Here is an 11,572-nt window from a genome sequence, read left to right on the forward strand (position 1 = left end):
GTGTGCACGCTCCAGCTGTCGTGGTTGCTCCGCGGTCCAGGGTAGCGGCCCGCTGAGCCCGACCTGCGGGTACCGCGAAATCCACCTAAACCGATACTAAACGGATGCGCATCAACCCGAGAGATCAAACCTTGGTATGAGGAAAAAGCGTTGCCGAGATTACTACGCTCATGCGTATGACTTCTCTGATCGAGCGCGATCAGGACGACGACGAGCGTGTCCCGTTACGCCGGATCTTCGCCCTGTTCAAGCCCTACCGGTGGGCGATGACCGGCCTGTTCGCCGTGATCATCGCGCAGGCGGCGCTGGGCGTGGCGGCGCCGTTCTTCCTGCGCGGCATCCTGGACACCGCACTCCCCCACCGCGACACCGTGCTGCTCACCCTGCTGGCCGCCGGGATGATCGTGTCGTCGCTGGGCAGCGGCGCGCTGAGCGTCAACAGCACGGGCATCGCGAACACCATCGGCCAGCGGGTGATGAACGACCTGCGGGTCAACGTCTACGACCACCTGCAGCGCATGTCGCTGGCCTTCTTCACCCGGACCCGCACCGGCGAGGTGCTGTCGCGGGTGTTCAACGACATCGGTGGTGTCGACAACGTCGTCAACACCACCGCCAGCTCCATCGCGCAGAACGGGATCACCACCATCGCGATCGCGGTGGCGCTGCTGATCATGGACTGGCAGCTGGCGATCCTCGGGCTGATCGTGATCCCGCTGTTCCTGCTGTTCACGTTGCGGCTCGGCAAGAAACGCCGGTCACTGGCGCGCGGCAGGCAGGGGCGGATGGCCCGGCTGACCACGATGGTCGAGGAGTCGCTGTCGGTGTCCGGCGTGCTGCTGTCCAAGACGATGGGCAACGGGCGGGAGCTGCGCGACCGGTTCGCCGCGGAGTCCCGCGAAGTGTCGGACCTGGAACGGCAGTCGGCGCTCGCGGGGCGCTGGCAGATGGCTTCGCGGCGGATCGCCCTGACCTGCGTGCCGGCGATCGTGTACTGGATCGCGGGCATGGCAATCGCGCACGGCGCGAGCCCGATCAGCCTCGGCACGGTCGTCGCGTTCACCAGCATGCTCAACCGGCTGATCGGTCCCGTCACGGCGATGCAGACCGTGGGCCAGAACCTGTCCACGGCGACGACGTTGTTCGGGCGGATCTTCGAGGTGCTGGACCTGCCGGTGGAGATCGCCGACCGGCCGGGCGCCGGCGAGCTGGTCGTCCGGGACGGCGCCGTGAGCCTGCGCGGTGTGTCGTTCAAGTACGAGGACCGGTGGACCCTGCGGGATATCGACCTCGAGGTGCCGGCTGGTTCGACCACCGCGCTGGTCGGCGCGACGGGTTCGGGCAAGACGACGCTCGCGTACCTGGTGGCGCGGTTGTATGAACCAGGCCAGGGCCGGGTGCTGATCGACGGCACCGACATCCAGGACGTCACCTTGCGCTCGCTGGCGGGCGCGGTCGGCCTGGTGGCGCAGGAGACCTACCTGTTCCACGCCTCGGTGCGGGAGAACCTGCGCTTCGCCAAGCCCGACGCGACCGACGAGGAGATCGAACGGGCGGCACGGGCGGCGCACATCCACGACACGCTGGCCACGCTGGCCGAGGGGTACGACACGATGGTCGGGCAGCGCGGGTACCGGTTCTCCGGCGGGGAGAAGCAGCGGATGGCGATCGCCCGGATCCTTTTGCGCAACCCGCCGGTCCTCATTCTCGACGAGGCGACCAGTGCGCTCGACAACCGCACCGAGCGGTCCGTGCAGGAGGAACTGGACCGGCTGGCCGCCCAGCGCACCACGATCACGATCGCGCACCGGTTGTCCACTGTGGAGAACGCGGACCAGATCGTGGTGTTGCACGAAGGCCGGATCGTCGAGCGCGGCAAGCACGCCGAGCTGATGGCGCTGGGCGGGCGCTACACCCGGTTGGTCCGGGGTGAGATCTCCTAGAGTGACACATATGTACGACGCCGACATGGATCTCGCCCACGTCGTACGGGAAGCTGTCGGCAGGCTCAACTGGCGGATGCGGGCGGAGCGGGACTCGGGCGGGCCGAGCGCACTGGAACTACAGGTGCTCAGCCGGCTCTACCGTGCGGGCACGCAGACCCCGAAATCCGTGTCGGACGGGGAAAAGATCCAGCCGCAGTCACTGACGCGAGTGCTCGCCACGCTCGAACGCGAGGGCCTCGTCGCGCGACGACCCGATCCGGAGGACGGGCGGCGGTCGCTGCTCAACATCACCGACGGCGGGCTGGCGACCTTGCGCGCGTACAGCGTGCAGCGGGAGGAGTGGCTCGCGGACGCGATGGCGCGGACGCTCAGCGAGACCGAGCTCGAACTGCTGCGCATCGCGGCGACGATCATGTCGCGGCTCGCCGACAGCTGAGGCTCCGGCTCCGAGTGTCGAACTCGGCGTCGCGAACGTCGGACTCGGCGTCCTGAGTGTCGGACTCGGCGTCGTGGGTGTCGGACTCGCGGGGGACACTCATGCGGGTGGCTCGCCCCCTCGCCGAGCCACCCGCATGGTCGCGCCGGAGCCGCAAGAGTCACGACCCTCGCCCGGACCCCCAGTACCGGGCGAGACCGGCTCGCGGACTTCCACGCGATGTCCGTAAGCCTGCCCGGTTCGGGGGTCACCCGGCAGCGTGACAACACCCAAGTAGCGCTAGGTAGATCTACTCAAGTGTGCCGTCGTTGCCCGGCGCACGGGTGGGACACCCGGCGGCGAGACCCATGACGCGGTTTTTCAAGATTTTTTCGGTGAGGGGATTTCGCCTGATCACGCCCCGAACGGGGGGACCTGGAGCTACAAACGGGTGTCCGGGCCGGCGAATTCGGCCGCGATCCGCGCGAACGGCTCGCTTTCGGCGAGCGCGTCCGCCGAATAGCCGAAAGCGCCCGCCGCCGCCTGGAGTACTTGCGCGAGCGCCCCCACTTGGGGCGACGGAGCGGCGGCCAGGACACCGGACTGTCCGTCCTCAACGCGCTCCGCCAGCCGGGTGAGGGCGCTGGAGAGCAGCCGCTGCCCGTTCACGAGATCGGCGATCACGGGGGCGAGGTCGGCGAGCTCCATCTCCTCGGCGCTGTCGAGTTCGGCGGCGCAGGCACGGAGATGCGACGCGGCAACCGTGGCCGGGAAGACGGTCGGCTCGAGCTCCGGCATGGCGGACATCCTGCCATCGCGGTCACCGACCGCCCGCACGACACCCCGAGGCGGTCAGGAAGCGGCCGCGAGGACCGCCTGTTCGACCCGCTGGCGCCAGGACTGGTCCAACCGCACCCCGCGCGGGGCGACCGCGAACGAGTCCACGACCGCGCCACCGAGCGTGGCGACCTTCGCCCAGCGCACCTCGGCGTCACAGGACTGCAGCGCGCCGGCGACCCGGTACAGCAGGGCGATCCGGTCCGGCGCCCGCAGCTCCAGCACGACGTTGTTCGGCCCGGACGTCTCGTCGTCGAACCACAGCACCTTCGGCCTCGCCACGACACGCACGGGTGTGGAGTAGTCCCGTTCCTTGGCCGCGAGCTTCTGCTCCAGCGCCAGCCCGCCCGCGACCGCCCGCGAAAGCTGCTCGCGCAGCAGCGCGGAATCGGGCAGCGAACCGAACTTCGGCGAGGCGACGAAGATGCCGACACGCCCGTTGCCGTGGCCGCGCAGCGTCGCGGTATGGACCTCGAGCGAGTGCAGGGCGAGCACCCCGGCGGCCGGGGCGAGCAGCTCCGTCCGGGCGGGCACGGCCAGCACGACCGTCGCCATGGTGCCGTCGTGGCTGATCGAGACCTCGACGCGACCGGTCCGGACCGCCGTGGCCACCAGCTCCCGCTGCTCCTGGCCGAGCGGCTCGGGTGGGCTGAATCCCTTGCCCTGCATGACTTGCCGGCAGCGCGACACCAGGTTCTCGAGGAGCCCGGCCTTCCAGTCGCTCCACATGCCCGGCCCGGTGGCGAGCGAGTCGGCCTGGGCCAGTGCCTGCAGGAGTTCGAGGAGCACGACATCGTTGTCAACGGTCTTCGCGACACGATGCACGGTGGTCGGGTCTTCGATGTCCCGGCGCGTCGCGGTGTGCGGCAACAGCAGATGGTGCCGCACCATCCGGGAGACCATCGACGCGTCGGCCTCCGGCAACCCGATCCGGCGGGCGACCTCGGCGGAGATGGCCGCGCCCAGCTCGGAATGGTCGGCCTCGCGGCCCTTGCCGATGTCGTGCAGCAGCGCGCCGAGCAGCAGCAGGTCGGGCCGGGCCACGGTGGTCGTCAGCTTCGCCGCTTCCACACAGGTCTGGACCAGATGCCGGTCGACCGTCCACGCGTGCACCGGCGAGCGCGGCGGCAGGTCCCGCACCGCGCCCCACTCGGGGAACAGCCGAGCCCACAACCCGGTGCGGTCGAGCGCTTCGACCGCGTCGATCAGGCCTTCGCCCGCGCCGAGCAGTTCGGTGAGCGCGTCGCGTGCGTCCACCGGCCACGGCGTCCGCAGTTCCGGCGCGGAGTCGGCGAGCGTGCGCAGGGTGCCGTGGGCGATCGGCACGCCGGTGCGAGCAGACGCGGCGGCGACCCTCAGCAGCAGCGCGGGATCCTTCGCCGGCACCGCGTCCCGAGCGAGCGAGACCTCGTTGCCGTGCAACACGACACCTTCGTCGAGCGGGGTCCGGCTGGGACGGCGGCCGAACCGGCTCTTCGGTACGTCCACAGTGGACCGGAGCGCGACGTCCACCGCGTAGCTGACGGTGCGGCCGGCGCCGGCGAGCTTGCGGGCCAGGGTGAACCGGTCACCGAAGCCGAGCTCGGCGGCCACCAGCTCCGCGTCGGGCGCGCTCAGCACGTCCCGGTCACGGCGCAGCTCCCGCCGCAGCTCGGTGCGGACGTCGAGCAGCAGTTCCTTGGCATCGCGCAGTTCCTCGCCGGGACGATCGGTGAGCTGGGCGACCGCGAGGGCCTCCAGCACACCCAGATCCCGCAGCCCGCCCTTGCCGTACTTGAGATCCGGCTCGGCGGACTGGGCAATTTCACCGCTGCGCTGCCACCGTTTGTGCGTCGACTCGGCCAGCTCCGGCAATCGTTTGCGCGCGGTGCGCCGCCACTGGTCGCGGGCCGCGGCGGCGAGCCTGTCGGCCAGGTCGGTGTCCCCGGCGATATGCCGCGCGTCGAGCAGCCCCATCGCGGTCCGCAGGTCTTCCGAGGCGACCTGAAGCGCCTGGGCGGGCGTGCGGACGGCGTGGTCGAGACCGATGCGCGCGTCCCACAGCGGGTACCACAGCGCGTCGGCGATTTCGGCGACCTGGTCGTTCTGGTTGTGCACCAGCACCAGGTCGAGGTCGGAGAACGGCACCAGCTCGCGCCGTCCGAGACCGCCGACGGCGACCAGTGCGACACCGGGTTCAGCGGTGTCGACACCGGCCGCCGCCGCGGCCTTGCTCAGCCAGAACTCGTACAGGTCCACCAGCGCGGCCCGTAACGCGGCGGCGCCGAGCCGGCCGTGGCGACCTTCCAGCAGCCGGCTCGCCGCCTTGGCGAGTTCCCCCCCGAGAACCATCCGTCTACAGCGCGTCCGTGCCGCGCTCGCCGGTGCGCACCCGGACGACGGTCTCGACGGGCGTGACCCACACCTTGCCGTCACCGATCTTGCCGGTGTGCGCGGCGTTGACGATCGCCTCGATGACCTTCTCCACGTTCGCGTCGTCGGTCACGACCTCGACCCGCAGCTTGGCGACGAAGTCGACCGCGTACTCGGCGCCGCGGTACACCTCCGTGTGGCCCTTCTGCCGGCCGTAGCCCTGCACCTCACTGACCGTCATGCCCAGTGCGCCGAGCTGTTCGAGCGCCGACCGGATGTCGTCAAGAGTGAACGGCTTGACGATGGCGGTGATCAGCTTCATGCCTTGCTTCCTTCCAGTGCCACGCCGTCCTTCGACGCCGCTACCGAACCCGGGCTGCTACCGCTGTGCCCGCCGAGGACGGACTGACCGAAGTCATACGCGCTTTCGGCGTGCTGCGCCTCATCGATACCGCTGACCTCGTCCTCTTCCTTGACCCGGAACCCGCCGGCGGCCTTGATGATGAAGCCGATGATCAGGGTGAGGATGAAGGAGTAGCCCAGCACCGCGAACGCGGCCGCCGCCTGCTTGCCCAGCTGGCTGAAACCACCGCCGTAGAACAGGCCGTCCGCGCCGAGCGAGTTGACCTTGGTGGTGGCGAAGAAGCCGATCAGCAGGGTGCCGACGAGACCGCCGACCAGGTGCACGCCGACCACGTCGAGCGAGTCGTCGAAGCCGAGCTTGTACTTGAGCGACACCGCGAGCGCGCAGACCACACCGGCGATGACACCGATCGCGATGGAGCCCAGTGGCGTGACGAAACCACACGCCGGGGTGATCGCGACCAGGCCGGCGACGGCACCGGACGCGGCGCCCAGGGTCGTGGGCTTGCCGAACTTGAGCTGCTCGACCAGCAGCCAGCCGAGGCACGCGGCGGCGGTGGCGACGGTGGTGTTGGTGAACGCGACCCCGGCGAGGTCACCGGCCGACAGCGCGGAACCCGCGTTGAAGCCGTACCAGCCGAACCACAGCAGCGCGGCGCCGAGCAGGACGAACGGCACGTTGTGCGGGCGGCCGGTGTCCTTCGGCCAGCCCTTGCGCTTGCCGAGCACGATCGCGAGCGCGAGGCCCGCGGCACCGGCGTTGATGTGGACCGCGGTACCACCGGCGAAGTCCAGTGCCTTGAGCTTGCTGGAGATCCAGCCGCCGAGCGCGTCCGGGCTGATGAAGCCGTCGAACGAGAACACCCAGTGCGCGACCGGGAAGTACACGATCGTGACCCACAGGACCACGAACAGGCCCCAGCCCCAGAACTTCGTGCGGTCGGCGATGGAGCCGGAGATGAGCGCGGGTGTGATGACCGCGAACATCAGCTGGAACATCGCGAAGGCGAGCACCGGCAGGGCGTCCGCGCCCGGCCAGGCGACCGCGGGGCTGGTGCTGGTCGCCGTCGTGGCGAACCCGGCGAGCTGGCCCCACGTGTTCGCGAAGCCGGCGTGGTCGAAGTTGCCGATCAGCCCGCTGAAGGCGTCGGTACTGAACGACTCACCGAAGCCGTAGAGCACCCAGAGCACGGACACGATCGCCAAGCAGATGAAGTTCATCATGAGCATGTTGAGGACGCTCTTCGCGCGAACCATGCCGCCATAGAAGAACGCCAGTCCTGGTGTCATGAGCATGACCAGCGCGGCGCTGGCCAACACCCATGCGGTGTCTCCTGCGTTCAGCACATCTTCCTCCCGGATCGAGATATTGCCGGGAGTTTTGATTTCGGGTGTTTCACTCGGCCGCTTGGCACGTTTCGCCGGTGTGAACTGTCGTCTCGGCGTTGTTACGAGCACGTTTCCCGGAGACCCGCCTGTGATGTCCTTTCACGAAACGTCGTCGTCAGATACGGACAGTGAACGGCACGGCTCCACTGCTCCGTTACGGGTGCCTGTAGCTGCCGGTGCTGTGACGCGCAGGACCGCGGGTCGCGAAGGGTAACGGGCCGAATACTCTTCGCGCGGTGTGCCGAACAGTGCCCCGGCCTCGAACGCATGCTCGACGAGGCGCCCGCCCAAGCAGGACCACCTTCATTGGCGCGACGAGCGAACGTCCCGTCGGCTCCAACTCGCGCGCCAGCGATCGTCATGATCAGGGGGTGTCTCCTGGTGGCGCCACACCAAGGAAATCAGCAGTTTGTTGCGCGTCGATCGGGAACGAAACCGATGAACAGCCACCATGGGTGTGGACCTACTCGATCGATCCCAGTGCATCGACGTACACGAACTCTGAATGCGCGAAAGGTCTGGTCCCGCTATCCCACGGGAGTCCAGGCCCTCACTTCCAGCTGCGTCCGCAGACCAACTGGCTCCAACATCAACAATACGCGACGTCGTCGAACGCTCGCAACTCGGTTCCTGGTGGAATGGAGCCATGGTCCTGCCTCCCGCCGTCGTGGACGCGCTGCGCTGCTCGGTGTGCGGTGAGCCGGTCGAGTTGGCGGACCGCGCGCTGCGCTGCGCCCGACGGCACGCGTTCGACCTGGCCAAACAGGGTTACGTGAACCTGCTGCACGCGAAGGTGCCGTCGGGCACCGCGGACACCGCGGAGATGGTCGCGGCGCGGGCGGAGTTCCTGGGCGCCGGGCACTACGACGGGTTGGCGGACCGGCTCGTCGCTCGCGTGACGACGTCGGGGCTGGTGCTGGACGCGGGCGCGGGCACCGGCTACTACCTCGCACGGGTACTGGCGAAGGAACCCCGAGCGACGGGACTCGCGCTCGATGTTTCGGCGCTCGCGCTGCGGCGCGCGGCCCGGGCGCACGAACGCCTGGGCGCCGCCGTCTGGAATCTCTGGGAGCCGTGGCCCGTCGCGAGTGGCTCGGTTTCGGTACTGCTCAACGTGTTCGCCCCGCGGAACGGCGCGGAGTTCCATCGCGTGCTGCGGCCCGGCGGCAGCCTCTTCGTCGTGTCACCGCGGCCCGGTCACCTGCGCGAGCTGGCGGCGGTGGCCGACCTGCTCGAAGTGGACGAGCGCAAGGAAGAACGCCTGGACAACGTGCTCGGGGGACGCTTCGAGCCGGTGTCGAAGGAGGAGTACACCGAGCGGCTCACACTGTCCGCAATGGACGTTCGCAGAGCGGTCATGATGGGGCCGAACGCGCACCATCCGGAGCGGCTGAAGCGGCTGGACGACGTCCGCGAACCGCTCGACGTCACTGCGTCGTTCGTGTTGCAGGAGTACCGGAAGCCGCCTTCCAGGCCGTGAGAATCTTGGCCCGCCTCGCAAGTCGTGGGTAACGTCCTCGGTGTGACTGAGCGCAGCTGGGGTTTCCGCACCCGTGCCCTGCACGCCGGCGGCACGCCCGATCCGGCGACCGGGGCGCGGGCGGTGCCGATCTACCAGACCACGAGTTTCGTGTTCGAAGACGCCGCGGACGCGGCCAACCTGTTCGCCCTGCAGAAGTACGGCAACATCTACAGCCGGATCGGCAACCCGACAGTGGCCGCGTTCGAAGAACGCCTGGCCAGCCTCGAAGGCGGGATCGGCGGCGTCGCCACGAGCAGCGGGCAGGCCGCGGAGTTCCTGACGTTCTCGGCGCTCGCCGAGGCCGGTGACCACATCGTGTCCGCGAGCGGCCTCTACGGCGGCACCGTGACCCAGCTCGACGGCACGCTGCGGCGGTTCGGGGTGGACACCACGTTCGTCCCCGGGGACGACCTCGACGCCTACGCGGCGGCGATCACCGAGAAGACGCGGCTCATCTTCACCGAGGTCATCGGGAATCCCAGTGGTGATATAGCGGACATTTCGGGCCTCGCGGATCTCGCGCACTCGCACGACATCCCGCTCGTCGTGGACGCGACGCTCGCGACGCCGTACCTGTGCCGCCCGATCGAGCACGGCGCGGACATCGTGCTGCACTCGGCGACGAAGTTCCTCGGCGGGCACGGCACGACGCTCGGCGGCATCGTCGTCGAGTCGGGCAAGTTCAACTGGGGCAACGGGAAGTTCCCGCGGATGACCGAGGTCGTGCCGTCCTACGGCGGGCTGAAGTACTGGGAGAACTTCGGCGAGTACGCGTTCTGCACGCGACTGCGCGCCGAGCAGCTGCGGGACATCGGCGCGGTGCTGTCGCCGCATTCGGCGTTCCTCCTGCTGCAGGGCGTGGAAACGTTGCCGCAGCGGATGGACGCGCACGTGCGCAACGCGCAGGCGGTCGCGGAATTCCTGGCGGCGGACGAGCGGGTCGCGTGGGTCGGCTACGCGGGGCTGTCCGGGCATCGGCACCACGAGCGGGCGAAGAAGTATCTGCCGCAGGGGCCGGGCGCGGTGTTCTCGTTCGGGGTGAAGGGCGGCCGGGCGGCGGGCGAGAAGTTCGTCGAGTCGGTCGAGCTGCTCTCGCACCTGGCGAACGTCGGGGACGCGCGCACGCTCGTCATCCATCCCGCGTCGACGACGCACCAGCAGCTGACCGACGAGCAGCTGGCGGCCGGTGGCGTCGGGCCGGACCTGATCCGGTTGTCGGTCGGGCTGGAGGATCTCGACGACATCTGCTGGGACATCGACCAGGCTCTCGCGACGGCGGTGAAGGAATGATCCTCGAAACTTCGGTACCGCACGGGGCGGTGCTCGCCGACCCGCCGGTGTCGTGGACCCCGCCGACGGCCCGGGAGCGGCAGGCGATCCTGGCGCGGACGAGGTCGGTGACGATCGTCGGCGCTTCGGACAACCCCGCCCGGCCGAGCTACTTCGTCGCGACGTACCTGTTGTCGTCGAGCCGGTACCAGGTGAACTTCGTCAACCCGCGGCTGAAGACGTTGCTCGGGCAGCCGGTGTACGCGTCGCTGGCCGATGTCCCGGATGTGGACCTGGTGAGCGTTTTCCGCAAGCACAGCGACCTGCCGGACGTGGCCGAGGAGGTCATCAAGGCCGGCGCGCGGACGCTGTGGCTGCAGCTCGGCCTGTGGCACGAGCCGGTCGCGCAGCGGGCGACGGAGGCCGGGCTGGACGTGGTGATGAACCGGTGCGTGAAGATCGAGCACGCGCGCTTCGCGGGTGGCTTACATCTCGCGGGTTTCAATACCGGAGTCGTCAGTTCGCGGCGGCAGTCCGCGCCATGAAAGGAAGAATCGTGAACTCGGAACGGTTGTCCTTGCTATGACCGGAGAACTGCGGGTGACGTTCGTGGGCGGGCCCACCGCGCTGCTGGAGATCGGCGGCAAGCGACTGCTCACGGACCCGACGTTCAGCCCGGCCGGCGACTACGAGACCGCGCCTGGGCGGACGCTGACGAAGACCGAGGACCCGGCTGTCCCGCTCGAGTCGGTGGAGCCCGTCGACGCGGTGCTGCTCTCGCACGACCAGCACGTCGACAACCTCGACCCGGCCGGCCGCGAGCTCGTCGGGCGCATTCTGCTGACGCTCACCACGGTCAGCGGCGCGCGGCGGCTCGGCGGGACGGCCCAGGGGCTGCCGCCATGGGCGGCGATCACGCTCGGCCAGGTGGAGGTGATCGCGGTCCCGGCCCAGCACGGCCCGAAAGGCGCCGAGGGTGTGGTCGGCGAGGTGACCGGCTTCGTGTTGCGGGGGCGCGATCTGCCGTCGGTGTACGTGGCCGGCGACAACGCGTCGCTGGAGCAGGTCCGCGCGATCGCGCGGCGTGTCGGCCCGGTCGATGTGGCGCTGCTGTTCGCGGGCGCGGCGAGGACGGCCTTGTTCGACGGCGCACCGTTGACGCTGACGAGCGAGGCCGCCGCGGAGGCGACGCGGATCCTGAACGCGAAGGTCGTGATCCCGCTGCACACCCGGGGCTGGGGCCACTTCACGGAAGGCCCGGACTCGATCCGCAAGGCCTTCGCCAACGCGGGCCTGAGCGAACGCCTGCGCGTCCTGGACCCCGGCGAGTCCATCACCCTGGTCACCCGCCGCCCCACCGCCTAGCCCGAACGTCGAACTCACGGTCCCCAGCGTCGGACTCACCGTCGCGAGCGTCGGACTCGCGGGGTGCCAGGTTTCCTTTTGGTGCGACTGTCACGTTGTCCAGGCTCAGCCAAT

Annotated in this window: 10 protein-coding genes; 6 read left to right on the plus strand and 4 right to left on the minus strand. The window is 69.3% G+C overall.

Annotated elements, in window-relative coordinates; translation table 11 throughout:
• Window positions 1-176: 176 nt before the first annotated feature.
• Window positions 177-1,943, plus strand: coding sequence for an ABC transporter ATP-binding protein (locus LOZ83_RS24890; RefSeq protein ID WP_236794044.1), 1,767 nt, complete (start codon window positions 177-179; stop codon window positions 1,941-1,943).
• 10 nt (window positions 1,944-1,953) lie between these two features.
• Window positions 1,954-2,382, plus strand: coding sequence for a MarR family winged helix-turn-helix transcriptional regulator (locus tag LOZ83_RS24895; protein ID WP_236794046.1), 429 nt, complete (start codon window positions 1,954-1,956; stop codon window positions 2,380-2,382).
• A 420-nt stretch (window positions 2,383-2,802) separates the two neighbouring features.
• On the opposite strand, the gene LOZ83_RS24900 is transcribed toward LOZ83_RS24895, so the two are convergent.
• Genes LOZ83_RS24900 through LOZ83_RS24915 form a run of 4 tightly spaced genes read right to left on the minus strand, consistent with a single transcriptional unit; the run spans window position 2,803 to window position 7,260 of the window.
• Window positions 2,803-3,159 carry a hypothetical protein gene (locus tag LOZ83_RS24900; protein ID WP_236794048.1) on the minus strand — a complete coding sequence of 119 codons (357 nt, stop codon included), beginning with the start codon at window positions 3,157-3,159 and terminating at the stop codon, window positions 2,803-2,805.
• A 54-nt stretch (window positions 3,160-3,213) separates the two neighbouring features.
• Window positions 3,214-5,529, minus strand: coding sequence for a [protein-PII] uridylyltransferase (locus LOZ83_RS24905; RefSeq protein WP_236794050.1), 2,316 nt, complete (start codon window positions 5,527-5,529; stop codon window positions 3,214-3,216).
• A 4-nt stretch (window positions 5,530-5,533) separates the two neighbouring features.
• A complete protein-coding gene (locus LOZ83_RS24910) occupies window positions 5,534-5,872 on the minus strand; it encodes a P-II family nitrogen regulator (RefSeq protein ID WP_236794052.1) in 339 nt (112 codons plus the stop codon).
• Window positions 5,869-7,260, minus strand: a complete 1,392-nt coding sequence (locus LOZ83_RS24915) for an ammonium transporter (protein ID WP_236794054.1) — start codon at window positions 7,258-7,260, stop codon at window positions 5,869-5,871. The genes LOZ83_RS24910 and LOZ83_RS24915 overlap by 4 nt, the downstream gene beginning before the upstream one ends.
• A gap of 688 nt (window positions 7,261-7,948) precedes the next feature.
• On the opposite strand from LOZ83_RS24915, the gene LOZ83_RS24920 reads away from it, so the two are divergent.
• The 4 genes from LOZ83_RS24920 to LOZ83_RS24935 are packed head-to-tail and all read left to right on the plus strand — an operon-like array spanning window position 7,949 to window position 11,458.
• Window positions 7,949-8,782, plus strand: a complete 834-nt coding sequence (locus LOZ83_RS24920) for a putative RNA methyltransferase (protein ID WP_236794056.1) — start codon at window positions 7,949-7,951, stop codon at window positions 8,780-8,782.
• Window positions 8,783-8,824: 42 nt separating this feature from the next.
• On the plus strand, window positions 8,825-10,114 hold the full coding sequence (locus LOZ83_RS24925) for an O-acetylhomoserine aminocarboxypropyltransferase/cysteine synthase family protein (protein WP_236794058.1): 1,290 nt from the start codon (window positions 8,825-8,827) through the stop codon (window positions 10,112-10,114).
• Window positions 10,111-10,638 (plus strand): CoA-binding protein, encoded by a 528-nt coding sequence (locus LOZ83_RS24930; protein ID WP_236794060.1) that lies wholly within the window; start codon window positions 10,111-10,113, stop codon window positions 10,636-10,638. Before LOZ83_RS24925 ends, LOZ83_RS24930 begins: the two co-directional genes overlap by 4 nt.
• A 37-nt stretch (window positions 10,639-10,675) precedes the next feature.
• On the plus strand, window positions 10,676-11,458 hold the full coding sequence (locus LOZ83_RS24935; RefSeq protein ID WP_236794062.1) for an MBL fold metallo-hydrolase: 783 nt from the start codon (window positions 10,676-10,678) through the stop codon (window positions 11,456-11,458).
• Window positions 11,459-11,572 lie beyond the last annotated feature (114 nt).

It is taken from the genome of Amycolatopsis sp. GM8 (assembly GCF_021653975.1).
Lineage (GTDB): Bacteria > Actinomycetota > Actinomycetes > Mycobacteriales > Pseudonocardiaceae > Amycolatopsis_E.

Bases quoted from the DNA above. Each gene is read 5' to 3' on its own strand.
- LOZ83_RS24935 (WP_236794062.1), top strand. From the start codon at position 10,676: ATGACCGGAGAACTGCGGGTGACGTTCGTGGGCGGGCCCACCGCGCTG.
- LOZ83_RS24920 (WP_236794056.1), top strand. From the start codon at position 7,949: ATGGTCCTGCCTCCCGCCGTCGTGGACGCGCTGCGCTGCTCGGTGTGC.
- LOZ83_RS24900 (WP_236794048.1), bottom strand. From the start codon at position 3,159: ATGCCGGAGCTCGAGCCGACCGTCTTCCCGGCCACGGTTGCCGCGTCG.
- LOZ83_RS24905 (WP_236794050.1), bottom strand. From the start codon at position 5,529: ATGGTTCTCGGGGGGGAACTCGCCAAGGCGGCGAGCCGGCTGCTGGAA.
- LOZ83_RS24895 (WP_236794046.1), top strand. From the start codon at position 1,954: ATGTACGACGCCGACATGGATCTCGCCCACGTCGTACGGGAAGCTGTC.
- LOZ83_RS24910 (WP_236794052.1), bottom strand. From the start codon at position 5,872: ATGAAGCTGATCACCGCCATCGTCAAGCCGTTCACTCTTGACGACATC.
- LOZ83_RS24890 (WP_236794044.1), top strand. From the start codon at position 177: ATGACTTCTCTGATCGAGCGCGATCAGGACGACGACGAGCGTGTCCCG.
- LOZ83_RS24930 (WP_236794060.1), top strand. From the start codon at position 10,111: ATGATCCTCGAAACTTCGGTACCGCACGGGGCGGTGCTCGCCGACCCG.